The organism is Actinoplanes sp. NPDC049681 (genome assembly GCF_044465265.1).
Lineage (GTDB): Bacteria > Actinomycetota > Actinomycetes > Mycobacteriales > Micromonosporaceae > Actinoplanes.
The window spans coordinates 275,244-300,430 of record NZ_JBITLP010000002.1 but is presented as its reverse complement, the minus strand read 5'-3'; the positions used below and the strand labels follow the sequence as shown (position 1 = coordinate 300,430).

The window sequence follows — 25,187 nt, the reverse complement described above, 5'->3', positions numbered from 1 at the left end:
GTCACTGCCCCAGCAGCGGCAGCGTACGCGGGGTGCCCGGAGCCGGTATCTCGGCGTCGGGCAGCTCGCCCTTGGCCAGCGCGGCGAATCGTGCCGCGAAGGGCTGCCACACCTCCTCGACGTCCGCGAGCACACCCGCGGTCGCGGCCACGACCGCCTCCGGGTCGTAGCCCAGCTCGTCGAGGACGGCGTGGTCGGAACGGGCCCACCCCGCGATCATCTCGACGTCGCACTCGATGTGGAACTGCAGCCCCCAGGCCCGGTCCCCGAGGCGGAACGCCTGGTGCGGGTAGCGGCTGGACGCGGCCAGCAGCACCGCGCCGATCGGCAGCTCGGTGATCTCGTCGGCGTGCCACTGCACCACGTCGGGCAGCAGCGGCACCCAGCGGAACAGCGGATCGCCGTCGGCCGCGTCGCGGCGGCCCACCAGCGCGGGACCGATCTCCGGGCCGGACGTGCTGCGCTCGACCAGGCCGCCGTGCGCCTGCGCGAGCAGCTGGGCGCCGAGACAGATCCCGAGCGTCGGTACGTGATGGCGTACGGCCTTGCGCAGCAGCCCCTCCAGCGCGGGGAACCACGGCGCACCGGGCAGGCCGGCCTCGTCGGCGTACGCGCTCTGATCGCCGCCGAGAACGACCAGGCCGAGGTAGCCGTCGAGGGTCTCGGGCAGCGGATCGCCCGCATGCGCCCGCACGACGGTCAGCTCGAGCCCCGCCTCGGCGAACCATTCGCCGAGCCGGCGCAGATCGTCGGACGGGTCGTTCTCGATCACCAGTGCTGTGCCCACCCGTCGAGGCTATCGGGTGGGCAGGGGTCCCCGCCCTCGCGCCCGGCCGCTTAGGCTGGCTACGCCTGGCTCACCAACGCCGTCGCGCCCAACAGCACGACCCGGCGGACGCTCCTGCTAGCCGGGATGGCCGGCTTCCTGGTGATGGCGCTGGCGATCCCGGAGGCGTTCCATCGGTACGGCTGGCTGTTCGGACTCAGCTACCTCGTCGTCAACCTCGTGCACTCGGCGCTGTTCCTGCAGGCCGGCCCGGCGGCGGTCACGGCGATGAAGCGGCTCGCCCCGCTGAACATCCTGGCCGCCCTGCTCGTGCTCACCGGCGGGCTGCTGCCGGAGCCGTGGCGCCACGTGTGCTGGTTCGCCGCGCCGCTGGTGCAGATCGCCGCCGGCCACCTGCACCGGATCGAGATGCACTCGATCCAGGCCGGCCACTTCGTCGAGCGGCACGCGCTGGTCGTCATCGTCGCCATCGGCGAGTCGATCGTGGCGGTCGGGCTCGGGTTCAACGGCGTCGACCTCGGGCTCGGCGAGATCCTCGTGGCCGTGCTCGGGCTGTGCGTCGCCTACTACCTGTGGTGGATCTACTTCGCCGGCGACGACGAGCGCTCGGAGCACGTGCTGGCGCGGATCGCGGACCCCGGACGCCGGGCCCGCGTCGCCCTCAACGCCTGGGGCTATGCGCATTACGTGATGCTGGCGGGCATCGTCATCCTCGCCGTCGGCATCAAGAAGACCGTCGGGCACGCCTTCGAGCCGCTGCACTGGGGCGAGGCGATCGCCCTCAGCGGCGGGGTGGCGCTCTACCAGGGAGGGCACGCGCTGTTCCTGCGCATGCTCGGCATCCGCGGCTGGCCGCATCGGGTGGTGGCAGCCGTCATCGTGCTGGCTGCCATCCCCCTCGGTCAGGTGGTGGCGGTGGCGCAGCTCGCCCTGATCCCGATCGTCATGGCGGCCGCCGCGATCGCCGAGGACCTGCCCGCAGCACGCCGGGCGGGCAGCACGGAGATCAGCAGTTTCGGGCGTACCCGGGGCTGAGACCTCAGGCGATGCAGGCGCAGACGATGAGCGCCGCGCCGAAGTGCGAGGCTGCGCTCACCACCGCGCCGGGGTGACGCTCCTGGGTGCAGATGACCTCGCCCAGCTTGCCGGGGGTCATCCAGTCCAGCACCAGGAAGGCCAGGGCCATCACGCCGATGCCCAGCAGGCCGAAGATCGCCGTGGAGGCCAGTCCCTCGCCGAAGTTCTGGTAGCTGGTGAAGATGGCGGTGAAGACGATCAGCGCGATGCCGAGCTGGTTGGCGGCCAGCAGCAGGGCGGCGTTCGGGTTCTTCTCGACCCAGATGAGGTCGCGCAGCTTGCCCGGGGTCAGCAGGTCGACGAGCACGAAGCCCAGGGCCATCAGGCCGATGCCGACCGCACCGAACACGATGCTCCGCCCGGCACCCTCAAGCAGATTCTCCAGCACGGTCTCTCCCTCGTCGCGCAGCGTTCGAGGGCACCGTATCGGACCTGGGCAGTTTCGTGATCGACCGGCCGGGCGAAAGCTTCAGAGTGTCCCGAGATAGCGCTGCCGCTCGTACGGGGTGACCTCGCGCCGGTACTGCTCCCACTCCTGCCGCTTGTTACGCAGGAAGAAGTCGAAGACGTGTTCGCCGAGGACCTCCGGCACCAGCTCCGACTTGGCCATCACCTCGATCGCCTCGGCGAGGTTCTCGGGCAGCGAGTCGTAGCCCATGGCCTTGCGTTCCTGCGGCGACAGCGCCAGGACGTCGTCCTCGGCGCCCGGCGGCAGCTCGTAGCCCTCCTCGATGCCCTTCAGCCCGGCGCCGAGCATGACCGCGAAGGCGAGGTACGGGTTGGTGGCCGAGTCGATGGAGCGGACCTCGATGCGGGCCGAGTTCGGCTTGCCGAACGCGGGCACCCGCACCAGCGCGGAGCGGTTGAGGTGTCCCCAGCTGACGAACGCCGGTGACTCGGTGATGCGGTCGGGCAGCTGCAGCGGGAAGAGCCGCTTGTACGAGTTGACCCACTGGTTCGTGACCGCCGTGTACTCGCGGGCGTGCACGAGCAGGCCGGCGATGAACGCACGGGCGGTCTTGGAGAGCTTGAGCGGGTCCTCGCCGTCGTAGAAGGCGTTGCGCTCACCCTCGAACAGCGACAGGTGGGTGTGCATGCCGCTGCCCGGCTGGTCGGTGTACGGCTTCGGCATGAACGTCGCGCGCACGCTCTGCGACAGCGCGACCTCCTTCACCACGTGCCGGAACGTCATGATGTTGTCCGCGGTGGTCAGCGCGTCCGCGTACCGCAGGTCGATCTCCTGCTGGCCGGGGGCGACCTCGTGGTGGCTGAACTCGACGCTGATGCCGATCCGCTCGAGGGCGAGCACCGCCTGGCGGCGGAAGTCGCGCGCCACCGAGTGGGTGGTGTGGTCGAAGTAGCCGCCACCGTCGACCGGGATCGGCACCGAGCCGTCCAGCGGGCCGTCCTGCACGAGGAAGAACTCGACCTCGGGGTGCGTATAGAAGGTGAAGCCCTTCTCCGCCGCCTTGGCGAGCATCCGCCGCAGCACGTGCCGCGGATCGGCCCACGCGGCGCTGCCGTCGGGCAGCAGGATGTCGCAGAACATCCGCGCGCTCTCGCCGCTGGCGCCGCCCTCGAACGGGAAGACCTGGAACGTGGTGGGATCGGGCATCGCGACCATGTCGGACTCGGAGACCCGGGCGAAGCCCTCGATCGCCGAGCCGTCGATGCCGATGCCCTCCTCGAAGGCGGACTCGAGCTCGGCGGGCGCGACCGACACGCTCTTGAGGGTGCCCAGCACGTCGGTGAACCAGAGCCGGACAAAACGGATGTCGCGCTCTTCGAGTGTACGGAGCACGAACTCCTGCTGTCGGTCCACGTCAACCCCTCGTACTCGCCCCGCGGCCAGTCTCTCCCGTACCGATTACGCCGAGATTACGCTGACCACGGCGCGTCGGCGCGCCCCGGGTGGGGCCCGGTGTCGATCACAGACAGTACGGCAGGGACCCGCCACACGGGATGCCAACACTGCGGAACAATGGCGTCCATGCCCTCGTTGCGCCTCGCTCTCGCCCAGGTCAACTCCACGGTCGGTGACATCGCCGGCAACGCCGCCACCGTGCGCCGCTGGTCCCGCCGGGCAGCCGATGCCGGCGCTCAGCTCGTCGCGTTCCCGGAGATGATGCTGACCGGCTATCCCATCGAGGATCTCGTCTTCCGGAATTCCTTCGTGGCCGCGTCCCAGGCGGCGCTGCGGCAGCTCGCCACCGATCTGGCCGCCGACGGGCTCGGTGACATGGCGGTGGTGGTCGGCTACGTGGATGCCGACGGGCCGGCGCCCACCAGCGCCGACGCGGTTCCCGGCAGCGGCCGGCGGGACGCCTCCGCGCTGCTGCTCGGCGGCGAGGTGGCGGCCACCTACTTCAAGCACCACCTGCCGAACTACGGCGTCTTCGACGAGGACCGCTACTTCGAGCCGGGCACCTCGCTGACCGTCGTACGTTTCGGCGACGTCGACGTGGCCCTCACCGTGTGCGAGGACCTGTGGCAGGCCGGCGGCCCGTTCGCCGCCGCGCGCCGGGCCGGGGTGGGGCTGGTCGTGAACATCAACGCCTCGCCGTACGAGCTCAACAAGGACGACGTACGGCTGCCGCTGGTGAAGCGCCGCGCCGCGGAGGCCGGGGCGACCGTCGCCTACGTGAACATGATCGGCGGCCAGGACGAGCTGGTCTTCGACGGCGACTCGATGATCGTGACCGCGGACGGGCGGCTGCTCACCCGGGGCGGCCAGTTCACCGAGGAACTGCTCGTCCACGACGTCGAGGTGAACCCGGGAGCGGCCGACGCGACGGCACCGCCGGCCCCGCAGGCGTCCGCGGAATCGCTGCACGGCGAGGACCAGGGCGACGACGACATGACGATCGAGCGGATCATCCTCCCCTCGGCACCGCGCCCGGTGAGCGACGGACCGGCGGTCGGCGGCATCGCGGAGCGGATCGCGGACGAGGCGGAGATCTGGTCCGCGCTCACCCTCGGCCTGCACGACTACGTGGCGAAGAACGGCTTCCGCTCGGTCGTGCTCGGCCTGTCCGGCGGCATCGACTCGGCGGTCGTCGCCGCGATCGCGGTCGACGCGCTCGGCCCGCAGCGGGTCGTCGGCATCTCGATGCCCAGCGGCTACTCCTCCGCGCACTCGCGCGACGACGCGGCCGACCTCGCCAAGCGGACCGGCCTGGACTACCGGTCGGAGCCGATCCAGCCCATGGTCGACGCGTTCCTCGCCAACATGTCGCTCTCCGGCCTCACGGTGGAGAACCTCCAGGCCCGCGTGCGCGGGGTCATCCTCATGGCCCTGTCGAACCAGGAGGGCCACCTCGTGCTCACCACCGGCAACAAGAGCGAGCTCGCGGTCGGCTACTCGACGCTCTACGGCGACTCGGTGGGCGGCTTCAACCCGCTCAAGGACGTACCGAAGACGATGGTGTGGCGGCTCGCCAAGTGGCGCAACGCCGACGCCGCCCGGCGCGGGGGCGAGCCGCCCATCCCGGAGAACTCCATCAGCAAGCCGCCGTCGGCGGAACTGCGGCCGGGCCAGGTGGACACCGACTCGCTGCCGGACTACGAGGTGCTGGACGCCATCCTCAACGGCTACATCGACGGCGACCGGGGCCGCGACGACCTGATCGCCGCCGGGCACGACGCCGCGCTGGTCGACCGGGTGCTCCGCATGGTCGACATCGCCGAATACAAGCGCCGCCAGTCCGCTCCGGGTACGAAGATCTCCATCAAGGCGTTCGGCCGCGACCGGCGCCTGCCGATCACCAACCGCTTCCGCGAGGGGGCATGACCGATGTGATCGGCTCCACTCACCTCTGACCGCGTACGCCTCCCGGGTGCGACGATTCGAGTCGGACCCGGGGACCGCACACCGCGGCCTCGAGGGAAGGAGACGACGATGTCCGAGACACCCGCCGAGGTGCCCACCCTGTACGGCGGCCCGCCCACCCGCCGAGTCCGCACCCGCGACCTGATCGCGGCCAAGGAACGCGGCGACCGCTGGCCGATGCTCACCTCGTACGACCAGTACACGGCCGCCCTCTTCGACAGCTCCGGCATCCCGGTGCTGCTGGTGGGCGACTCCGCGGCCAACAACGTGTTCGGCTACGAGACGACGCTGCCGGTCACGACCGACGAGCTGCTGCCGCTCGTCCGCGCGGTGGTACGCGCGACGAAGACTGCGCTGATCGTGGCGGACCTGCCCTTCGGCTCGTACGAGGAGGGACCGGCCCAGGCGCTGCGTACGGCCGTACGGTTCATGAAGGAAGGCGGCGCGCACGCCGTCAAGCTGGAGGGCGGCCGCCGCGTCGCCGAGCAGATCAAGGCGATCGTCGGCGCCGGCATCCCGGTGATGGCGCACATCGGTTTCACGCCGCAGAGCGAGCACACCATCGGCGGTTACCGGGTGCAGGGCCGCGGAAGCGCCGCCGAGGAGGTCATCGCGGACGCCCGGGCGGTCGCCGAGGCGGGCGCGTTCTCGGTCGTGCTGGAGATGGTGCCGGGCGAGGTGGCCAAGCAGATCACCAAGGAGCTGGCCATCCCGACCGTCGGCATCGGAGCCGGCCCGGACACCGACGCGCAGGTCCTGGTCTGGCAGGACATGGCCGGCCTCCGCGGCGGCAAGGCACCCCGCTTCGTGAAGCGGTACGCCGACCTCGCCGGCATCCTCGGCGACGCGACCCGCCGCTACGCCGACGAGGTCCGCAGCGGCGAGTTCCCGGCCGCGGAGCACACCTTCTAGTCGGGCACGGCCCGGGCAAGATCGTGGCAGTGGCAGACTTCGTCCCCGGAGGTGTCACATGTCCGTTCCTGCCCGGGTCAGCCTCGCCACCCTCGGCGTGGCCGACGTCGTGCGCGCGACCGAGTTCTACGAGTCCCTCGGCTGGCGCCTGTCCCCGGCCTCGGTGCCGGGGGTGGTGAGCTTCTTCCACACCGCGGGCGGCCTGCTGTCGCTGGTGTCGGCGGACGACATCGCGACGGACGCCGGCCTGCCGCCGCGCAGCCCGGCCGCCGACTTCCGCGGCACGATGCTGGCGATCAACGTGGAAAGCCCGGCCGCCGTCGACGAGGCCCTGCGTACGGTCGTGCGGGCCGGCGCGACGCTGGTGAAGGCCGGCGGCACCGCGGAGTGGGGCGGCTATCTCGGCTACTTCACCGACCCCGACGGCCACCTGTGGGAGATCACCTACAACCCGGCGTGGCCTCTCGACGACGCCGGGATCCCGCGGCTTCCCTAGACCTGCTCGAAGCGCACCGTACGCGTTTTCGGGTCGGCCTCGGCCAGGCGCACCGGGATGCGCTCGCCCAGCGGCAGCTCGCCGGAGCAGCGGGCCTGCACGGCGGGGTCGTCGATCGCGACCGTCCCGCCGGGCGGCCGGGTACGTCCGTCGGGCCGCGGCGGTTCGTCGACGTCGAGCACGCCGGCCTCGAAAGTCTCCCCCACCCGATCCGCGAGCAGCACCGCCTCGGTCAGTGCCACCGCACCGCGATCCGCGGCCGAGGCCGCCCGATCCGTGGTGGCCATCGCCTCCGGCAGGCGCGGCAGGGCGGCACGGGCCCACTCCGGCACCTGCCCACCGGCGTGCAGGGCCAGGCAGACCTCCGTCGCGTACCGGTCGGCGAGCCGGCGCAGCGGGGCCGTGACGTGCGCGTACGGCGCGCCCACCCCGCCGTGCCCGGTCTCGGCCGGCACCTCTCCGTCGAAAGCCGTGTACGCCGCCCCGCGCAGCAGTTCCGCGGCCTGGTTGAGGAACGCGGCGCCGCGGGGTGAGGCAGGGTCGACGGACGAGACGACGGCGCCGACCGTGGCACCGTCCGGCCACTCGACGCCCAGCGACGCGGCGGCGGCCCGCAGCTTCGTCACCGCTTCCGGCCGCGGCGCCGGCATGGTCCGCAACAGCCCCACCCGGCCGTCGAGCATCAGCGACGCCGCGGCCATGCCGGTCAGCAGGGAGATCTGGGCGTTGAACTCCTCGACGGCCAGCGGAGCCCGCAGCACCAGCCGCCAGCCGTCGCCGTCCGGCTCCACCTCCTGCTCGGGCAGGGGCAGGTTCACCGCACCCCGGCCGGCGGCGCGGGCGGCGAGCAGCGCGCCGATCTGCGGCAGCAGCGCGATCGGCTCGGGCGCGTTCCCGGCGTCGACGGCCCGTTGCAGGCCGGCGTAGTCCAGCTTGGCGCGGCTGCGGACCCGGGCCCGCTCCAGCGCGACCCCGGTGATCGCGGCGTCGGCGTCCAGGTCGATCGTCCAGACCACCGCCGCCCGGTCGACGTCGGGCAGCAGGCTGACGGCCCCCTCGCTGAGCACCGGCGGGTGCAGCGGAATCTTGCCGTCGGGCAGGTAGACGGTCTGCCCGCGGACCCAGGTCTCGGCCTCCAGCGGCCCACCGGGGCGGACGTACGCGGCCACGTCGGCGATCGCGTACCGCACCCGGAACCCGCCGCCGTCCCGGGAGCTCAGGTGCATCGCCTGGTCGAGGTCGCGCGAGGTGGCCGGGTCGACGGTCACGAACGGTACGTCGGTGCGGTCGGTCGCGGGCAGGGGCGTCGCGACGGCCCGTTCGGCCTCCTCCAGCGCCTCGGCCGGATAGTCGCCGGGAAGCTCCAGTTCCTTGCGGAGCACGGAGAAGTCGATGCGCGGCGCGAGGACCCGTTTGATCGGCACGGCTCATTCCTAACACGCGAAAGGGCCGCGCCCGTACCGGCGCGACCCTTTCGGCGATCTGCGGATCAGCGCTTGACGGTCGCCTTGCGCGCCGAGCCGGCGGTACGCCCGTTGCTGGCCGCGGTGGCCTTGCGGGCGGCGGCGGCCGAAGCGGGCTTCGTGACCCGCCCGGCGTTGGTGGCCGAGTTCTTGGTCATGGAAGCGGGCTTCGCGTTGCCGGACTTGCCGGCGCCGGCCGCGGCCTTGACCTTGGCTGCGGCGGCGTTGCCGGTCGCCCGGGTGGCCGTCGCCCTCGAGGCGGCCGGCTTGGCAGCCGTGGACTTCGCCGCCGTGGACTTGGCGGCCGTCGACTTGCCCGCGGTCGACTTCGCGGCCGTCGACTTGGCCGCCGTCGACTTGGCCGCCGTGGACTTCTTCGCCGTGGTCGCCTTCGACGCCGTGGACTTCGCGGCCGTCGACTTCGCGGCCGTCGACTTGGCCGCCGTCGACTTGGCCGCCGTCGACTTGGCCGCGGTCGACTTCGCAATGGTCGACTTGGCCTTGGTGGCGGGCGCCTTCTTCGCGGGCGCCTTCTTCGCCGCGGTCGCCGTGGTCCTGCTCGCCGGCGCCTTCTTGGCCACTGCGGTCTTGGCCGGGGCCTTCTGCGCCGTGGTCTTCTTCGCCGTCGTGGCCTTGGCGGCCGTCTTCTTGGCGGCCGTGGTGGCCTTGGTCGCCGCCTTCTTCGCCGCCGTGGTGGCCTTGGCAGCCGTCGACTTCGCCGCCGTGGACTTCTTCGCCGTGGTCGCCTTCGACGCCGTGGACTTCGCCGCCGTCGTACGCGTGCTGGTCGACTTGGTGGCGGTCTTGGTCGCCGGGGCCTTCTTGGCGGTGGTCTTGGTCGCCGGGGCCGTCTTCGCCGCGGTCTTGGCGGTGCTCTTGGCGGCGGTCCGGCCGGTGGCCTTGGTGGCGGTCTTGCCGGCACCCGACGCGGCCGCCGTGCGTTTGGCCGGAGCCGACGCGGTGGTGGTGCGCTTGGTCGGGGCCGAGGTCGCGGCTGCGGTGCGCTTGGCGGCCGCCGGCCGCTTCGCCGCGGCCGGCTTCGCGCCGGCGGGCTTCGTGGCGGCCGCCCTCGTCGGGGCAGCCTTCTTGGTCACGGCCATGGGGAAGTTCCTCCTTGCGAATGACTGCGGGCTCGTCTCCGCCTGGAGACCGAAGATTCCGGCTTGGACACAGGGGTCGAGCCGGGCCTAGCTGACCTCCCCGGTCCAGCGGGCATCCTCGGCATCCCACGCCGCATTGCGCTTCTCGACGGTCTCGAGTGCCCGCGTGGCGTCGTCAGCGGAGGCATACGGACCGAGCCGGTACTGGGCAGGACACACGTCGTCCCCGGACTCGACCCGGTCGTGCCGGAGGCACCAGAAATAGCCGCCCCCGCCAGGCCCACTGTCGTTCATGCCATCACTGTGCACCTCAAACCGACCATGCGCTACCGATTCAGGCAAAAAGCCCGGATTTTCCATAGTGGAGCGTCCCGAAGACCCCCCGAAGGAACGACAAAAAAGTCCGCCCCACCCCACCTCGACGGTGGGACGGGGCGGGACGGATGAGGCGTCAGCGCAGGCTTTCGGCAACCAGCTCGGCGACCTGCACGGCGTTGAGGGCCGCGCCCTTGCGCAGATTGTCGTTGGAGAGGAACAGGGCGAGCCCGTTCTCCACCGTCTCGTCGGCGCGGATCCGGCCGACGTAGGTCGGGTCCTGACCGGCCGCCTGCAGCGGCGTCGGAATGTCGGACAGTTCCACCCCCGGGGCGCCGGCGAGGAGCTCACGGGCGCGGTCCGGGCTGATCGGCCGGGCGAAGCGGGCGTTCACCTGCAGCGAGTGGCCGGTGAAAACGGGGACGCGGACGCACGTACCGGAGACCTTGAGATCCGGGAGGCCCAGGATCTTCCTGCTCTCGTTGCGCAGCTTCTGCTCCTCGTCGGTCTCGCCGCGGCCGTCGTCGACGATCGAGCCCGCCAGCGGAAGCACGTTGAACGCGATCGGCCGGGCGAAGGAGCGGGGTGCCGGGAAGTCCACCGCGGCGCCGTCGTGGGTCAGCTCGGTGGCCCGGTCCGCCACCTTCTTCACCTGCTCGTCGAACTCGGCGACGCCGGCCAGACCGGCACCCGAGACCGCCTGGTACGTCGTCGCCACGAGGGCGACCAGGCCGGCCTCCTCGTGCAGCGGGCGCAGCACCGGCATCGCGGCCATGGTGGTGCAGTTGGGGTTGGCGATGATGCCCTTCGGCCGGTTCGCGGCGGCGGCCGGGTTCACCTCGGCCACGACCAGCGGGACGTCCGGATCCATCCGCCAGGCGGAGGAGTTGTCGACGACCACGGCGCCGGCCTCGGCGACGCGCGGTGCGTACTCCTTGGAGCTGCCCTTGCCCGCGGAGAACAGGACGATGTCGAGGCCGCGGAAGTCCGCCTTCTCGGCGTCCTCGACGGTGACCTCACCGCCCTGCCAGGGCAGAGTGCGGCCCGCGGAGCGCGCGGACGCGAAGAGCCGGAGCTGGTCAACGGGAAACTCGCGCTCGGCCAGGATGCGGCGCATGACGCCACCGACCTGTCCCGTCGCGCCGACGATGCCGATCCTCATGGCAACAAAAGTACGGCCCCAACTGCACCGACGGAAATCCGGTATCCGCGTCGATCTCATATTTCAGGATTCAGCTCCCGAACTACGAGACACGGTCATAGCGTCGAGGGCATGGCTGCTGTCTACACCCACGGGCATCACGAGTCGGTCCTGCGCTCACACCGGTGGCGCACCGCAGAAAATTCGGCGGCGTACCTGCTGCCCCATCTGACGTCCGGCACCACGGTTCTCGATGTCGGCTGCGGGCCGGGCACCATCACGGCGGATCTGGCGACGCGCATCACACCCGGCCGGATCACCGCGCTGGAGCACACCGACCAGGCCCTCGCCCTCGCCCGCGCGGAGATCGCACGGCGCGGGCTGACCACCGTCGACTTCGCCGTCGGCGACGTCCACGCCCTCGACTTCCCCGACGACAGCTTCGATGTGGTGCACGCCCACCAGGTCCTGCAGCACGTCGGCGATCCGGTGCAGGCGTTGCGGGAGATGCGCCGGGTGACCCGGCCGGGCGGCATCGTGGCGGTCCGCGACAGCGACTACGCCGCCTTCACCTGGTATCCGCGGCTGCCCGAGCTCGACGAATGGCTCGCTCTCTACGAGAAGGTGGCGCGCCGCAACGGCGGCGAACCGGATGCGGGCCGCCGCCTGCTGTCCTGGGCGCACGCCGCCGGCTTCACCGATGTCACCGCCACCTCCAGCACATGGTGCTTCGCGGACGACGAGGACCGCGCCTGGTGGGGCGGGATGTGGGCGGACCGCATCCTGAAATCGGACATGTCACGCCAGGCGCTCGACTCCGGCGCGGCGACCCCGGACGACCTGGACCGCATCTCGCGGGGATGGCGTACGTGGGCAGCCGACCGGGACGGCTGGCTCTCCCTGCTGCACGGCGAGCTGATCTGCCGTGCCTAGGTCTTCGGCTTGTACGCCCAGTGCCACGGCTCGCGCGGCACGTTCTCCACGAAGCCGTACTTGTCGGCGTTGGCGCGCATCCACGTCTGCGCCTTGGAGTTGAGGTCGAGGTCGGTCGCCATGCCCCAGCCGTGCTCGCTGGTGCCGGGCTTGGCGGCCAGCCCGCCTTGCGAGTACAGGCCCTTGCGGTGGGCCAGGTCCACCTGCTCGCTGTAGGGGCGGTAGGAGTCGGTGATACCGATCGTCACGCCCTGCGCCTTGGCGTCGGCAATCATCTTGTTCAGCGACTGGGCAGCCGGCGCCCACAGCTTGTGCCGGGTGTTGCCGACCTGCTCCAGGGCGCTCGCCGGAATCTTGCCGTTCCCGTACGCCGCCAGCTCGGTCGGAATCCCCTTGCTGTTGAGGGTGTACTTCTTGTCGGTGGCGGCCGTGGACTGGGTGCCCATCGCGTCGGCCAGCGCCGAGGCGAACGAGGCCCCCGAGGCGGATGTGGTGCCGGGGGCTCCTGTGGTGGTGTTCGAGGTCGTCGTCCGGGTCGCCTGCTGGGTCTGCAGGGCGAGCATCCGGCTCTGGATGTCGGCGATCCGGTTGTTGACGGCCTCGATGCCCACAGCGAAAACCTCCGCGCTTCTCAGGCTGACCCCTGCCTGTTCGGCGCAACCGGGAAATCCCTGAGCGGCTACCGGGAAGGAATCAGCCCGCCAGGGGAAGGTCGATGGTGTGCGCGGTGTGCGACACCTTGGCCTGCAGATAGCGGACGTTCGCGTCGGAGGCGTGCACGCCGGTGGGAAGAACGGACCGTACGTCGACGTCGAGCGCCCGCAGCTGGGCCGCCTTGTCGGGATTGTTGGTCAGCAGGTCGACCGAGGTGACGCCGAGAGCCGCGAGCATCTGCCCCGCCGCGGTGTAGTCGCGCTCGTCGTCGGCGTGCCCCAGCGCCCGGTTCGCCTCGTACGTGTCCATGCCGAGGTCCTGCAGCGCGTACGCGTCGAGCTTGGCGTAGAGCCCGATGCCCCGCCCCTCCTGGCGCAGGTAGAGCAGATAACCGCCGGTCGTGGCGATTCGCTCGACCGCCTCGCGCAGCTGGGGGCCGCAATCGCAGCGCTCGGAGCCGAACACGTCGCCGGTGAGGCACTCGGAGTGTGGCCGGACCAGCGGCACGGGCGCGTTCGCCACGTCGCCGAGGGCGAGCGCGAGATGCTCCTTGCCGTCGGCCAGGCCCTCGAACGTGATGACGTCGGCCGTGGTGCGGTAGCCGTCCGAGAACCTCAAGGGCACGGTGACGCGGCTGCGAATACCTACAGACATGGCGGCTCCCTAAGCACTTGACGCTTCAAGTACGGATCGACCGTACTCCGCACTTGTTAAGGAGTCCACGCGCGGAACATCACAGCGGATCAAGGAGGCGTCAGGAAATCGCGACCGGCTGCCGTACGTCGTTGCCCTCGATCCGGTCCTTCACCTCGAGATCCAGCTCCGAGACGCGGTCGGTGCGGTTCGGCAGGAAATTCGTGACGAGTACGAGGAGACAGCCGATGCCGGCGTAGAGGGAGAGCACGATCAGGTGCCCCGCGACCGGCGCGTCCGGGAAGTAGAGGTTGTCGCGCACCGCCTGCACGCCGGCACCCGTGGGCAGGTTCTCGCCGACCACGCGGCCGAACGTGGGCAGGAACTCGGGGAGGATGCTGGCGCCGCTGATCACCGTACCGATGGTGAAGTAGACGCCGCCGAGCAGCGCACCGCCCGGGCCGACGAGGGCGACCGCGCCCGCGGTCGACGCGGTGATGGCGAGCGAGACCAGCGCGAAGATGCCCATCATCTCCAGGTGGTTCGCGTCCACGCCCACGCCGAACCAGCTCATCGACCAGAGCACCACCGCGGCCGACCCGAGGGCGTAGACGATCAGGGTGGCCAGGTGACCCAGACCGCGCGCCCACGACCGCCGTGTGCGCGGGATCAGCCGGCCGAGACCGACGGACGCGATCGTGCCGCCCAGGGCGAGCGCCTGCGTCAGGAAACCGAGCGAGGCGCCGTTGACGTCGTCGGCGGGCAGCGGCACCACGTCGGTGATCGGCGGCGGCATGGCCAGCGCCTGCGCCTGGGCGATGGAGATCGTGGCGGACTGCTGCGCGAGGGCCGCCAGCTGCTGGGCGTTCTGCTGCGCGATGACACTCGTGTACGTGTTCCGCAGCAGGCTCGCCGCCGCCGTGCCCGCCGCGCCCGCCACGTACAGGTGCGGTTGGGCGGCGGTCACGTCCACACCGCCGTACACGTCGCGGCGTTTGATCCCCTCGCGCATCTCGGCGGGCGACGAGTAGATGCTGACCTCGAAGACCCCGTCGCGCTCCAGCAGGTCCAGGATCGCGGCCTGCTTGCTCACCGGCGACACCAGGCCCACGGGTACGTCGTGCGGCGTCGCCTTGTGCCCCATACCGAGGTAGTAGGCCGTCAGGGCGAGCTGCACCAGCGCCCCGGCGAGGCAGACCACCACAGCGAACCGGCGGAACTGGCGCACCGATTTGATCTGGTTGTCCCCATCCGTCATACCTTCAGCATCGCGGACGCCGCGGGTGGGCCGCAGGTGATCGTCGGATCATGGCCGCTCCACGCCGTCGTCCGCGGCGCGGGCTCAGGCGAGGTCGGCCGGGTCGGTGTTGGCACCGCACAGCAGCACGATCACGCGTTCGCCCGGCTCGGGCACGTAGGCGCCGGAATCCAGAGCCGCGCGGGCTGCCGCCGTACCGTGCTCCACCGCCAGGCGGTAGTCGTCCCAGAGCCGGCGGCGGGCCTCCGAGATGGCCTGGTCGTCCACCAGCACGGAGGTGAGCCCCGTCTCGACGGCGGTGGCGAAGGCGATCGCGCCGGCCCGGCGCGCCCCCAGCGAGTCGGCGGCGACCCCGGACACCGGCACGTCCACCGGCTCCCCGGCTGCCAGCGCGGCGTGCAGGGCCTGCGCCGTCCGCGGTTCCACGGCGACGACCTTGGCCCGGCCGTGCAGGGCCGCCGCGACGCCGGCGATCAGGCCACCGCCGCCGACGGCGACCAGCACGGTGTCGAAGCCGTCCGGCAGCTGCTCCAGCAACTCGAGCCCGAGCGTGCCGTTGCCGGCCACCATGTCCGGATCGTCGTACGCGTGGCAGAAGAGCGCACCGGTCCGCTCCGCCTGCACGACCGCGGCGGCGTAGGCCTCCGCGTACTCGCCGCCGGCCTGAGTGACGTGGGCACCCAGCTTGGCCAGCTTCGCGACCTTGACCGCCGGGGCCGTGACGGGCACGTAGATCTCGGCGGCCACCCCGAGCTCGCGGGCGGCGTACGCGGCCGCCAGCCCGGCGTTGCCCCCCGAGGCGGCGATGATGCCGGACGCCGGCAGGCCCCGCTCGGCGGCCACCAGGATCTTGTTGAGCATTCCCCGGGTTTTGAAGGATCCTGCGTGCTGCACCAGCTCGAGCTTGTAGCCGACGGGACCGTCCATGAGCACCGGGGTCCGCCGCACCCGGCCGCCGATGCGCCGGGCCGCGGCTTCGATCGCTTCGCGGGGTGTCACCGATCCGTTCTACACCACCGCGTCTCCGGCCGGGTCAGCCCACGGCGGTCTTGTACATCAGGCCGGCCGGCACGGGCGCACGCTCCCCCACCAGCCGGGCGAGGTCCAGCAGCCGGTGCGAGAAGCCCCATTCGTTGTCGAACCAGCCGCGCACCTTCACGCCGCCGTCCGCCGTGGTCTGGGTGCCGGACGGGTCGAACAGGCACGACGCCGGGTTGTCGCGCACGTCGATCGAAACCGTCGGGTCGGGCTCGTAGTCGATGAGGCCGCGCATCGGGCCGGCCGCCGCCTCGGCCATCGCCCGGTTCACCTCGTCGGCGGTGACCGGCCGGTCGGTGAAGCCGCCGAGCTCGGCGAGCGACCCGATCGGCGTCGGCACGCAGTAGTAGCTGTAGCGGACCTCCCCCAGCCGCGGCAGCGCGACACTGACCAGATCTCCGGCGACGTGATCGTGCGGGATGATGCTCTCCGCGGCGGCCCGGCCCAGCCGCGGATCGTTGCGCGACGTGCCGGACGAGGCGTCGTGCACCCGCTGCCAGCCCTGGACCGCGAGCACCACCGAGGTATGCGCGCTGCGCAGGCCGAATCGGTCGAGCAGCACCTTGGCCATCACCGACAGCGCGTTCACCCCGCAGGACGCGGGCGAGACGACGTTGTGGTGCGCCGGGTCGTACGTCTCGTGGTTGACCCCGTAGACCAACACGGCGTCGGGGTCCTCGGCGGAGGCGCTGATCACCACCTTGCGGGCGCCGCCCTGGGTGATGTGCGCCCGGGCGACGTCGCCGTTGCGGAACTGCCCGGTCGCCTCGATCACCACGTCGACGTCGGCGTCGCCCCACGGGATGCGTCCCGGCTGCGCCTCCTGGTACGTCCACACGGGACGGTCGTCGATGATCAGCTGCCCGCCGACGGCATGCACGGAGCCGGCGAATCGGCCGCGTAAGCTGTCTCGTTTCAGCGCGTATGCCAATCTGTCCGGCGTCGCGATGTCATTAATGGCGGTAACGGTGATTCCCGAGGCCGGAGCGCTGCTGATGATGCGCATGACCGAGCGACCGATCCGGCCGAAACCGTTGATGCCGATCCTGACAGTCACCAAGCACTCCTCGCGGCCGGTCCAACACCCTGCGACTCACCAAGCGACGTTACTGGCAGATTACCCACTAAGCACGCGCCGTTACATATCAGACACTATGAGTATGCAAGTTGCACGTCAACCGAAGCGGCCGACGGGCAGGCCCACCGCCCCGCCCTGTCGGGTCGACGCGTCGGCGCCCCACTTTACTCATCCGGACGTCCTCTCAGGACAGCCGGTCCTAGCTGCAGTTTCACGCCGTCCACGGGAATCGGCGCCAACCGGCGCGCCCCCCGGCTGAGTACCGGGACGGCCCCTCGCCCGCCCGACCACCGACCCTCGCGATCCGGCTACTCAGATCACCGCCCGCAGCGGCGCTCCAGCGAGGCATCACCGCAGCTCAATGCGCTTTCGTACGCCATTGTGGAGCCGCCCCGGCCGTTTCTGATCGAGCTACGTTTTCCACGGCGGACCCGGGCGACGACCATTCTTTCCCAGGCCCGCCGGCACCACCACGGACGGAACCGGGACTGCCCGGACCGCCGCCGAGCGAGAATCGCGGAACGCGCTATCCGATTCACGAAAATTTAATGAACGATGTCACGCCGGAGCCCATTCCCGCCCCGGCTCCCGTCCGGGACTCAAAAAACGCACCCGCTGCACAAACCGACCGGGTGCCGACGTCAGACGAGGACGGTGAGCGACTCGACCCCGTCGGCGGTGAAGTAGTACATCGCGTGCCCCTGATGCCGCGCCAGCAGCCGCCCGACCTGCTCCCGCCGGTCCCGCGTCGACGGCACGACCACCAGGCAGTGACCTTTGTGGAGCCCCTCCACGTACAGATTCATGATCGTCGCGTCGCCGCCCCAGTCCCGCAACCGGCAGCGCCGGGGATGCCACGGCCGCGCCTCGACCGGCCGAAACCCACCGGCGCGCAACGCCGCCATCGCCGCCTGTGCGCCGCGCCGGTCGGGAACGAGCCCCGCGACGGCGTCCACCGGCCGGGCGAGAAACTCGGCCCTCTGCAGCGGGATCGTCATATCCGCAGGCTAGGTCGGTGCCCACGGGACCGGGAACGAGCGAGCCGGATGCCCGACAGAAACCGTCAGACAATCCGTCAGTCCTGCCGCTGCCGCTTGCGCTCGCGCTGCTCCCGCGTGTACGCCTTGCGCGCCGCGAGGTCCCGCTTCCACTGCTCCCGTGCCGGCTGCTCGCACCCGTGCACGGCGTTCTTCGTCTGCGCCGGCCCGATCATCGATCGGAAGAACCAGTCGTGGAAGGTCTCGTGGAACCAGCGCCCGAACCGCCCCCGCCCCACACCTTGGTCGATCTTCGCCATGACCGATCCCACTCCCTAGATCCTAAACAATTGGTACGCCAATAATTTGCACCCCAACTATTGGTAGTCTAGCGGCCGACCTGAGGAGAACCACCTTGAGTGACTCAACCGACACCAACCGCCTGGCCCTGGAGGAACAGGTCTGCTTCGCCCTCTCCGTAGCCGCCCGCAGCGTCGTGGCCGTCTACCGCCCCCTGCTGGAACCCATGGGCCTGACCCACCCCCAGTACCTGGTGATGCTGGCCCTGTGGCAGTACGCCCCCCTGTCCGTACGCCGGCTGAGCGAGCTGCTGCAGCTCGACCCGGGCACCCTGTCACCACTGCTCAAGCGGCTCGAGGCGATCGGCTACCTGCACCGCGAGCGCGACCGCTCCGACGAACGAAGCCTGGCGATCACACTGACGCCGCGGGGCAGGGACCTCCGCGACCAGGCCGAGAAGATCCCGCCGGCGGTGGTCGAGCGGCTCGGCATGCCGATCGAGGAGCTGAAGAGCCTCCACGCGGCCCTCACCCAGGTCATCGCCGCGGCGAAGCCGGCCACCTGAGCCAATCGGCCCTTTGCCGCTCCTCGTTAAGATCATCTTGACGGGACGAGGGAAGAGCCAGGTGCAGCACGGCGACGACCGGCAGCACGATGTCGACGTCAGCTCGCCCGACCGATCGGTTCGCCTGCTCCCCGACGGCGCCGGCGGGCTCGCCGTCGAGCTGCAGAATCTGCATCGGCACGACGAGCAGACGCTCGCGGGACAAGTGCGGGCTGCTGCCAGGGTGGCGCTGGCGGCGTTGCAAGATCGCTCCGGCCGGTCCGGGTCGTGACCCGGACTCGAATGCCGGCCGTCGCGGGTTTCGCCACCCTTGCGCTGATCGTCGCCACGGTCGCGGTGTGGCAGCTCCATCCGTTCGCCGGACGCGACGCCTGGGTGCCGACCTGCTCCGATCTGGCGCCGGTGATGCAGTCGTCGGCAGGCGGGGCCTGGTCGGTCAGCGAGCCGGACGGCGCCCGCGGCAAGACCCAATCCTCGACGCTGTGCCAGCTGGCGTTCAGCTCCGCCGATCAGCGCTTCTCCGGCACGGTCCACATTCTCGTCCAAGGCGACACCGACGAGGATGCAGCACGTCAGAAGGCCGTGGACGCGGATTGCCTCGGCGTCGCGACTGCCGCCACGGCTCCCAGCGGCTACTCGGCCTATCGCACGTGCGGGCAGAACAACGGCGAACGGGTCAACGGCAGTGTCATCGCCGCGAAGGGCGACCGATGGGCGAACCTGTCGGCTTCCACGTCCGTGCCGCCAGGTACGGAAGGCGTCGCCGCCATCGCGTACGCCCAGGACCTGGCCGGAAAGCTCGCCGAGCATGCCATGACGCTGACCGGAGCAAATAGGCGACAGATAAACAAGATGGAACGCTACTTCGCCGACGTGGCCGCCATCCGGGCCACCGGGACCTCCGCCGACCGGTGGGTCACCGTCACCCGCACCTCCGACGGCGACCTCGTCGGCATCCGGCCCGGCCCGCTGCGGCTGCTCACCGACCGGGAAGTCGCCGCGGAGATCCGCACCGCCCTGCTCGCAGCCCTGGCCGATCACCGACGTCAATACGTCGACCTGCGCATCTCGCACTTCGGCTCACCGGTCGGCGCGACACCGTTCGAACCGGCCGACACCACCCCGGGGCAGCTATGACCGACACCGCCGCACTGCACGTCGAAGCCCAGGCCCTGGTCGCCTTCGATACCGAACGCTATGAGGATTCGGTCACCTACGGCGCCGCCCGCCGCTACCTCGACGATGTCGGCGCCGTCCCCACCGGTGCATGGGGCACCCTGCCCGGTGTCTCCGACCGTCTCGCACGCGACTGGCAGACCTCGCTGGGCTACCGGATCGACGAGGCGCTCGACGCCAAAGCCGAGATGGAGCGCATGGCTGACGGCCTCTTGCAGATCGCCACCGACTACGCGGGCGCTGGAAACCGAACCCCGCCAAGCCGAGGCAGTGACCGCCTGACCCGGGGGCATGACGCAGCACCTGGCTCATCGTGCCAACATCAGCTCGTGCGCAACGAGCAACGCCTACGAACACGGACACCCGAGTCGCGAGCCTTTGCGGAGCGCGTACAGCTCGTCATGGAGCTGACGTCGCGCCTCAACATGCTGCCGTTCGACGACCTTGGTGGGCGCAGGGCGGTGCTCGGCGAGATCTTCGGCGGGCCGGTTCCCGACTCGCTGTCGATCCTGCCCCCCTTCTACTGCGACTACGGCCTCGGAGCCTCGTTCGGGGAGCGCGTGTTCATCAACCAGGGCTGCTTCTTCCTCGACTACGGAGGCATCACCATCGGAGACCGCGTCCTCATCGGTCCCCGGGTGACGCTCAGCACGTCCGGACACCCGGTCGAGCTCGACGAACGGTACGACTTCATCACGCACGCACCGATCGTCATCGAAGACGACGTGTGGATCGGCGCCGCAGCCACGATCACCCCTGGCGTGACCATCGGCCGCGGCTCGGTCGTCGGCGCGGGCGCCGTCGTCGCGAAGGACGTGCCGCCGTTGAGCGTGGTGACGGCGACCAGCATCGTGGAGCGGAAGCGTCTGAAGCCGCCCCGCGACGACGTACCCGGCCACCGGTAGACCGATCGCGGCCGAGCCGAGACCGGTGCCTGCGGTCGGGGTGACCGGAGAGGACGCGTGTACCAGTCCTGGAATCGCGACCTGACCATCGCCTGTGACGACGGCCCACGCACCGTTCGCCGCTCTACCCAGCTGCCGGTCCGGAACCGGCCTCGTCCCGCGGCACCCGAGCTCGTCACCAGCACGCTCCGGCAGGCTCCATGACCAGCACGGCCGCGGTCGACTCAGCCGTCGACCACCGAGAGGCTGAAGCGGCAGCCCGCGATCTCCTCCACCCTCCGCAACAACGGCAGGTGAAAATCAGCAGGATAGTGCCCGGTGATGGTGATCTCCACGACCGGCTCCCGCCGGACGCGGCAGCTACGCGCCGGGATCAGCTCCAGCAGCCAGGACGTGATCCGCGCGGCCTGCAGCTCATCCAGGGCAACAGTCGGATCCTCGGCCACCAAATGGAACATGCGGTCACCATGTCACACCAGGCCCGGCACACCCTCCCGCAGTCGAGCCCGGCACCGAAACCTAGACCAACCGTCGAGCATCAGCTGGGACGGATCCGTCAAGCATCAGGTGGGACTGGACAACCGGCCAGTCTTGCCAGTCTTGCTGTCGGGTCTCATGACCCGGGGCGACAGATCGGTATCAGGACGCGGGAGTGACACATCGGGCTGGACACGGTAGTTAAGGCGATCCCCGTTCGGTGGTCGTCGTGCGGAAAGTGGTGGTGCATTGTGGATGCTGTGGGTGACGCATCTCGGATCTTCATCTCGCACGCCGGTCGGGATCGGGCTTGGGCCGAGTGGGCCCGCTGGCATCTGGAGACGGCGGGATACCGGGCTGAGTTGGACACGATCGACTGGGCGCCGGGGACCAACTTCATGCAGGCCATGCATGAGGCGTTGCACCGCGGCAATCCGATGCTGGTGTTGCTGTCGGCGGCCTATCTCGACCCGGACCGGTACACCACCGACGAGTGGACCACGCGGTTGGCGCAGCGCCGCAAGGACCCGGACACGAAGCTGATCCCGCTGCGGGTGGACCGTGTGGACCTGCACGGCGGCTTGTGGTCGCCGATCATCGTGCCGGACGTGTTCGATCTGCCCCCGGATGAGGCGGTCACCGTGCTTGTCGACGCGGTGCGGCGGGTGGTCGACCCGGCGCCCATCGAGACGCTGTCGGCGGTCCCGCCGGCCTACCCCGGAAGTCCCGCCGCAACCGGTGTGGCGGCGGTGGGTGGGGGTCCTCGTCCGCCCGGGTCGTTGCCCATGGTGTGGAACCTGATCCGCCGCAATCCCGGGTTCACCGGCCGCGACGGCATGCTCAACCGGTTGCACGACACGCTCTGCGGTGGGAGCCGGATGGCGGTGCAGGCGTTGCACGGTTTGGGTGGGATGGGCAAGACCCAGCTTGCCCTGGAGTACGCGCACCGCTTCGCCGGGGAGTACGACGTGGTGTGGTGGATCCCGGCCGAGCGGCCCGAGCTGATCGGCGACCACCTCGCCACCCTGGCGCAGAAGCTGCGTCGGGTCCCGGCCGGCACGGCCACACCGGACGCGGTCGAGGCGCTCTACGAACATCTGCGCCGGGTGTCGCGCTGGTTGCTGGTCTTCGACAACGCCGAGGACCGTGACCAGCTGGCGTCGTGGCTGCCCGACGGGCCGGGTCATCAGCTGATCACCAGCCGTAACCCGAACTGGGCCGGTGTCGCCACTGCGGTGGACGTGGACGTGTTCACCCGCGCCGAATCCATCGCCCTGCTGCACACCCACCTGCCCCGCCTGGATCAGGCCGACGCGGACCGGCTCGCCGACGCGCTGGGGGACCTGCCGCTCGCGGTCGGGCAGGCCGCGGACCTGCTCGGCGAAACCCGCCTCGATGTCGGCACCTACCTGGCCGAGCTCGGGGACCACGCGGCCGACCTGCTGCGTACCGGACGCCCCCCGGCCGGCTACCCGGCCCCGCTGGCCGCCACCGTCACCCTGACCGCCGAGCGGCTGCGCGGCGCCGACCCGGCGGCCGGGCAGCTGCTCCATCTATGTGCGCGACTTGGGCCCGAGCCCATCCCGGCCGACCTGTTCACCGCGCGGCCCGACCTCCTCCCGGACCCGTTGGCCGGCGTGGCGGGCCGGCCGGTCGCGTTCGCCCGCACCCTGGCCCAGCTCAGCCGGTACGGGCTGGCCCGGCTCACCGACACCGGCCCGGTGTTGCACCGGCTGGTCCAAGCCGTCCTGCGCGACACCGATCCCGCCCCTGACATCCATCTCCGCACGGTGGAGGACCTGCTGGTCGCCGCCGCGCCGGAGGACGGCACCAACCCGCAATGGTGGCCGCGATGGACGGTGCTGCTACCCCATATCCTGGCCACCGACCCGGCCATCACCAGCAACTCCCGCCTGCGGTGGACCGCCGCAAACGCGGTGTGGCACCTGACAGCCCGCGGTGACGCCCGCACCGCCTTGCCCCTGGCCGAACACCTGCACCAGGCCTGGACCCGCCGCCACGGCCCTGACGAGTCCATCAGCTTCGCGGCCGCCAGCACCCTCGCCGAGATCCACCGGCAGCTCGGCCACTACCCACAGGCTCGCCAGCTGGACGAGGACACCCTCGCCCGCAAGCGGCGGGTTCTCGGCGACGACGACCCCGACACCCTCGGTTCGGCCAGCAACCTCGCCGTCGACCTGCGCGAGGTGGGCGAACACGAGCGGGCCCGCCAGCTGAACGAGGACACCCTCGCCCACTACCGGCGCGTCCTCGGCGACGACCACCCCCACACCCTCACCTCGGCCAGCAACCACGCCAGCGACCTGCGCGAGGTGGGCGAACACGAGCGGGCCCGCCAGCTGAGCGGAGACATCCTCGCCCGCTACCGGCGGGTCCTCGGCGACGACCACCCCGACACCCTCGGCTCGGCCCACAACCACGCCATCGACCTGCGCAAGTTGGGGGAATACGAGCAGGCTCGCCGGCTGAGCGAGGACACCCTCGCCCGCTACCAGCGGATCCTCGGCGACGACCACCCCCACACCATCGCGTCGGCCAATAACCTCGCCGCCGATCTGTGCGAGGCCGGGGAACACGAACGGGCCCGCCGGCTGGACGAAGACATCCTCGCCCGCAGGCGACGGGTCCTCGGCGACGACCACCCCGACACCCTCATCTCGGTCGGCAACCTCGCCGCTGACCTGGACGCTCTCGGCCAACACGCCGACGCCAGCAAACTTCGAAAGCAGTTCCGCCCGCCGGACCCCAGGGAACCCTAGCGGCCGACTATGTCTCATCAGCACCGAAGTCTTACCCACCGAACGGCACGGTCCCGTCCTGATACCAATCTGTCGCCCGGGTCATGAGACCGACGCGCCACTAGATCGAGGTTCTCGAGCGCCTGGGGAGTGGCACGATGCGTTGGTGGATGAGGGCAAGTTCGTGAACGTGCTGCGCCCCGCAGGCGGCGGCCCCTACGCGTGTCCATGCTGCGGATACCTCACGTTGGACGAGCGGGGCGGCTACGAGATATGCCCGGTGTGCTTCTGGGAGGACGACGGGCAAGACGACCACGATGCTGATCGGGTGCGCGGCGGCCCGAACCGTGGGCTGAGTCTGGCGCAGGCCCGCCGCAACTTCGCTGCGCTCGGCGCTTCCGACGAGCGCCGCCAGCGATTCGTGCGGCCGCCGACAGACGAGGAACACCCGTTGCGCCAGGCGGCGAGACGTCCCTATGCCCCCGGCGGGTAGGGCCTCCGGCCCTACGACCCGGGACGGGCCCCGGGGCTCCGCACCTGGACCCGGGCGACTCCGGGATGCCCGGCGCGACACCGCCACCCGCCGCACACCGGAGGCAGCCGGACCGCGCCCGGGTGGCGAAGGTCGTTCGTCCGGTAGGGCGCTCCACCTTCCCCACCCGGGCGAGACCCAGCAGGGTGGAGCCTGCGCGACGGGATGCCAGTAGCGGTAAACGGTCCCCCGCTACATGTTTTTGAGGATCGTTCCTGGGCCGTCTGGGCCGTAGTTGGGCCGTGAAACGCCGACCAGCCGTGGCCAACATCGACCGGTACTGACGTTCCAAACACCAGCTCAGCGGCCATGAGAAGCACCATGACCAGGAGGGCGACGGACGAGTCGGCCTGTACGCCGGATTTTGTCCGCGGCGATCGCTCGCCGCTGGGCGGTCATCCATCTCGGCCTGCCGTTGCCGGCAGGCTCTTGCGGCCTACCCGCAGGCTCGGGCGAGCAGCCCTCGAACGCCTGCGCCGGCCCGGGATCCGGGGATTCCGGGCCTTGCTTGGCCTTGCTCCGGGTGGGGTTTACCGAGCCACCCCGGTCACCCGGGGTGCTGGTGGGCTCTTACCCCACCGTTTCACCCTTACCGGCTGGAAGCCGGCGGTCTGTTCTCTGTGGCACTTTCCCGCGGGTCACCCCGGGTTGCCGTTAGCAACCACCCTGCTCTGCGGAGTCCGGACGTTCCTCGGCGGCACCCGCTCGCGGGTACCGACGCGACCGCCCGGCCGACTCGTCCGTCGCGGTCCCATGATACGGCAGCAGCGACACGTCGATCT

General features: G+C 70.7%; 26 protein-coding genes, 1 other RNA gene and 1 pseudogene. 12 read left to right on the top strand and 16 right to left on the bottom strand.

Features of this window, described 5'->3' with window-relative positions; all coding sequences use genetic code 11:
• Position 1 precedes the first annotated feature (1 nt).
• On the bottom strand, positions 2 to 787 hold the full coding sequence (locus tag ACIBO8_RS06810; RefSeq protein WP_396114161.1) for a type 1 glutamine amidotransferase: 786 nt from the start codon (positions 785 to 787) through the stop codon (positions 2 to 4).
• Positions 788 to 856: 69 nt separating this feature from the next.
• On the opposite strand from ACIBO8_RS06810, the pseudogene ACIBO8_RS06805 reads away from it, so the two are divergent.
• Positions 857 to 1,822 (top strand): annotated as a pseudogene (locus ACIBO8_RS06805) (low temperature requirement protein A); the annotation flags it as partial.
• 4 nt (positions 1,823 to 1,826) lie between these two features.
• Here the strand turns inward: ACIBO8_RS06805 and ACIBO8_RS06800 are convergent.
• Together ACIBO8_RS06800 and ACIBO8_RS06795 are read right to left on the bottom strand one after the other, a co-directional pair.
• The gene (locus tag ACIBO8_RS06800; RefSeq protein WP_396114157.1) at positions 1,827 to 2,252 is read right to left on the bottom strand and encodes a DUF350 domain-containing protein; all 426 of its coding nucleotides are present in this window, start codon (positions 2,250 to 2,252) and stop codon (positions 1,827 to 1,829) included.
• An 81-nt stretch (positions 2,253 to 2,333) separates the two neighbouring features.
• Positions 2,334 to 3,686, bottom strand: coding sequence for a glutamine synthetase family protein (locus ACIBO8_RS06795; RefSeq protein ID WP_396114156.1), 1,353 nt, complete (start codon positions 3,684 to 3,686; stop codon positions 2,334 to 2,336).
• Positions 3,687 to 3,854: 168 nt separating this feature from the next.
• On the opposite strand from ACIBO8_RS06795, the gene ACIBO8_RS06790 reads away from it, so the two are divergent.
• The 3 genes from ACIBO8_RS06790 (at position 3,855) to ACIBO8_RS06780 (ending at position 7,101) form a co-directional block, all read left to right on the top strand.
• A complete protein-coding gene (locus ACIBO8_RS06790; protein WP_396114155.1) occupies positions 3,855 to 5,654 on the top strand; it encodes an NAD+ synthase in 1,800 nt (599 codons plus the stop codon).
• 108 nt (positions 5,655 to 5,762) lie between these two features.
• The gene (gene panB / locus ACIBO8_RS06785; RefSeq protein WP_396114154.1) at positions 5,763 to 6,605 is read left to right on the top strand and encodes a 3-methyl-2-oxobutanoate hydroxymethyltransferase; all 843 of its coding nucleotides are present in this window, start codon (positions 5,763 to 5,765) and stop codon (positions 6,603 to 6,605) included.
• 58 nt (positions 6,606 to 6,663) lie between these two features.
• Positions 6,664 to 7,101: a VOC family protein gene (locus tag ACIBO8_RS06780; protein ID WP_396114153.1), complete on the top strand. Its 438-nt coding sequence runs from the start codon at positions 6,664 to 6,666 to the stop codon at positions 7,099 to 7,101.
• Here the strand turns inward: ACIBO8_RS06780 and ACIBO8_RS06775 are convergent.
• Both ACIBO8_RS06775 and ACIBO8_RS06770 read right to left on the bottom strand, forming a co-directional pair.
• Complete coding sequence (locus ACIBO8_RS06775) at positions 7,098 to 8,525, bottom strand: RNB domain-containing ribonuclease (protein WP_396114152.1); 1,428 nt, start codon at positions 8,523 to 8,525, stop codon at positions 7,098 to 7,100. The genes ACIBO8_RS06780 and ACIBO8_RS06775 overlap by 4 nt on opposite strands.
• A gap of 65 nt (positions 8,526 to 8,590) precedes the next feature.
• Positions 8,591 to 8,722: a hypothetical protein gene (locus ACIBO8_RS06770; RefSeq protein ID WP_396114151.1), complete on the bottom strand. Its 132-nt coding sequence runs from the start codon at positions 8,720 to 8,722 to the stop codon at positions 8,591 to 8,593.
• Here ACIBO8_RS06770 and ACIBO8_RS06765 point away from each other — a divergent pair.
• Positions 8,721 to 9,755, top strand: a complete 1,035-nt coding sequence (locus tag ACIBO8_RS06765) for a hypothetical protein (protein WP_396114150.1) — start codon at positions 8,721 to 8,723, stop codon at positions 9,753 to 9,755. The genes ACIBO8_RS06770 and ACIBO8_RS06765 overlap by 2 nt on opposite strands.
• Here the strand turns inward: ACIBO8_RS06765 and ACIBO8_RS06760 are convergent.
• Both ACIBO8_RS06760 and ACIBO8_RS06755 read right to left on the bottom strand, forming a co-directional pair.
• Entirely contained in the window at positions 9,752 to 9,958 is a 207-nt protein-coding gene (locus ACIBO8_RS06760) for a hypothetical protein (RefSeq protein ID WP_364685196.1), read from the bottom strand. The two genes, ACIBO8_RS06765 and ACIBO8_RS06760, sit on opposite strands and share 4 nt — an antisense overlap.
• A gap of 157 nt (positions 9,959 to 10,115) precedes the next feature.
• Positions 10,116 to 11,141 (bottom strand): aspartate-semialdehyde dehydrogenase, encoded by a 1,026-nt coding sequence (locus ACIBO8_RS06755; RefSeq protein ID WP_396114149.1) that lies wholly within the window; start codon positions 11,139 to 11,141, stop codon positions 10,116 to 10,118.
• Between the two features lie 111 nt (positions 11,142 to 11,252).
• Between ACIBO8_RS06755 and ACIBO8_RS06750 the strand changes: the two genes are divergently transcribed.
• Positions 11,253 to 12,053, top strand: coding sequence for a class I SAM-dependent methyltransferase (locus ACIBO8_RS06750; protein WP_396114148.1), 801 nt, complete (start codon positions 11,253 to 11,255; stop codon positions 12,051 to 12,053).
• Here ACIBO8_RS06750 and ACIBO8_RS06745 read toward each other — a convergent pair.
• The 7 genes from ACIBO8_RS06745 to ACIBO8_RS06715 form a co-directional block, all read right to left on the bottom strand.
• A complete protein-coding gene (locus ACIBO8_RS06745) occupies positions 12,050 to 12,664 on the bottom strand; it encodes a D-alanyl-D-alanine carboxypeptidase family protein (RefSeq protein ID WP_396114146.1) in 615 nt (204 codons plus the stop codon). The genes ACIBO8_RS06750 and ACIBO8_RS06745 overlap by 4 nt on opposite strands.
• Positions 12,665 to 12,746: 82 nt before the next feature.
• Positions 12,747 to 13,361 (bottom strand): GTP cyclohydrolase II, encoded by a 615-nt coding sequence (gene ribA, locus ACIBO8_RS06740; RefSeq protein ID WP_396114145.1) that lies wholly within the window; start codon positions 13,359 to 13,361, stop codon positions 12,747 to 12,749.
• Positions 13,362 to 13,461: 100 nt separating this feature from the next.
• Complete coding sequence (locus tag ACIBO8_RS06735; protein ID WP_396114144.1) at positions 13,462 to 14,598, bottom strand: hypothetical protein; 1,137 nt, start codon at positions 14,596 to 14,598, stop codon at positions 13,462 to 13,464.
• Positions 14,599 to 14,682: 84 nt separating this feature from the next.
• Complete coding sequence (locus ACIBO8_RS06730; RefSeq protein WP_396114143.1) at positions 14,683 to 15,597, bottom strand: serine/threonine dehydratase; 915 nt, start codon at positions 15,595 to 15,597, stop codon at positions 14,683 to 14,685.
• 34 nt (positions 15,598 to 15,631) lie between these two features.
• The gene (locus tag ACIBO8_RS06725) at positions 15,632 to 16,693 is read right to left on the bottom strand and encodes a type I glyceraldehyde-3-phosphate dehydrogenase (RefSeq protein WP_396114142.1); all 1,062 of its coding nucleotides are present in this window, start codon (positions 16,691 to 16,693) and stop codon (positions 15,632 to 15,634) included.
• A 662-nt stretch (positions 16,694 to 17,355) separates the two neighbouring features.
• Entirely contained in the window at positions 17,356 to 17,712 is a 357-nt protein-coding gene (locus tag ACIBO8_RS06720; protein WP_396114141.1) for a hypothetical protein, read from the bottom strand.
• Between the two features lie 77 nt (positions 17,713 to 17,789).
• Positions 17,790 to 18,011 carry a hypothetical protein gene (locus ACIBO8_RS06715; RefSeq protein ID WP_396114140.1) on the bottom strand — a complete coding sequence of 74 codons (222 nt, stop codon included), beginning with the start codon at positions 18,009 to 18,011 and terminating at the stop codon, positions 17,790 to 17,792.
• A gap of 95 nt (positions 18,012 to 18,106) precedes the next feature.
• On the opposite strand from ACIBO8_RS06715, the gene ACIBO8_RS06710 reads away from it, so the two are divergent.
• The 4 genes from ACIBO8_RS06710 (at position 18,107) to ACIBO8_RS06695 (ending at position 20,637) form a co-directional block, all read left to right on the top strand.
• The gene (locus ACIBO8_RS06710) at positions 18,107 to 18,556 is read left to right on the top strand and encodes a MarR family winged helix-turn-helix transcriptional regulator (RefSeq protein WP_396114139.1); all 450 of its coding nucleotides are present in this window, start codon (positions 18,107 to 18,109) and stop codon (positions 18,554 to 18,556) included.
• Between the two features lie 61 nt (positions 18,557 to 18,617).
• Positions 18,618 to 18,827: a hypothetical protein gene (locus tag ACIBO8_RS06705; RefSeq protein ID WP_396114138.1), complete on the top strand. Its 210-nt coding sequence runs from the start codon at positions 18,618 to 18,620 to the stop codon at positions 18,825 to 18,827.
• Positions 18,824 to 19,693 carry a hypothetical protein gene (locus tag ACIBO8_RS06700; protein ID WP_396114137.1) on the top strand — a complete coding sequence of 290 codons (870 nt, stop codon included), beginning with the start codon at positions 18,824 to 18,826 and terminating at the stop codon, positions 19,691 to 19,693. Before ACIBO8_RS06705 ends, ACIBO8_RS06700 begins: the two co-directional genes overlap by 4 nt.
• Positions 19,690 to 20,637 (top strand): sugar O-acetyltransferase, encoded by a 948-nt coding sequence (locus tag ACIBO8_RS06695; protein ID WP_396114135.1) that lies wholly within the window; start codon positions 19,690 to 19,692, stop codon positions 20,635 to 20,637. Before ACIBO8_RS06700 ends, ACIBO8_RS06695 begins: the two co-directional genes overlap by 4 nt.
• 224 nt (positions 20,638 to 20,861) lie before the next feature.
• Here the strand turns inward: ACIBO8_RS06695 and ACIBO8_RS06690 are convergent, their stop codons facing one another.
• Positions 20,862 to 21,095 (bottom strand): hypothetical protein, encoded by a 234-nt coding sequence (locus tag ACIBO8_RS06690; RefSeq protein ID WP_396114134.1) that lies wholly within the window; start codon positions 21,093 to 21,095, stop codon positions 20,862 to 20,864.
• Between the two features lie 279 nt (positions 21,096 to 21,374).
• Between ACIBO8_RS06690 and fxsT the strand changes: the two genes are divergently transcribed.
• Together fxsT and ACIBO8_RS06680 are read left to right on the top strand one after the other, a co-directional pair.
• Complete coding sequence (fxsT, locus tag ACIBO8_RS06685; protein WP_396114133.1) at positions 21,375 to 23,894, top strand: FxSxx-COOH system tetratricopeptide repeat protein; 2,520 nt, start codon at positions 21,375 to 21,377, stop codon at positions 23,892 to 23,894.
• Between the two features lie 145 nt (positions 23,895 to 24,039).
• Positions 24,040 to 24,366 (top strand): CPCC family cysteine-rich protein, encoded by a 327-nt coding sequence (locus tag ACIBO8_RS06680; RefSeq protein ID WP_396114132.1) that lies wholly within the window; start codon positions 24,040 to 24,042, stop codon positions 24,364 to 24,366.
• Positions 24,367 to 24,742: 376 nt separating this feature from the next.
• Here ACIBO8_RS06680 and rnpB read toward each other — a convergent pair.
• Positions 24,743 to 25,144: RNase P RNA component class A (rnpB, locus tag ACIBO8_RS06675), an RNA gene on the bottom strand.
• Positions 25,145 to 25,187: the final 43 nt, after the last annotated feature.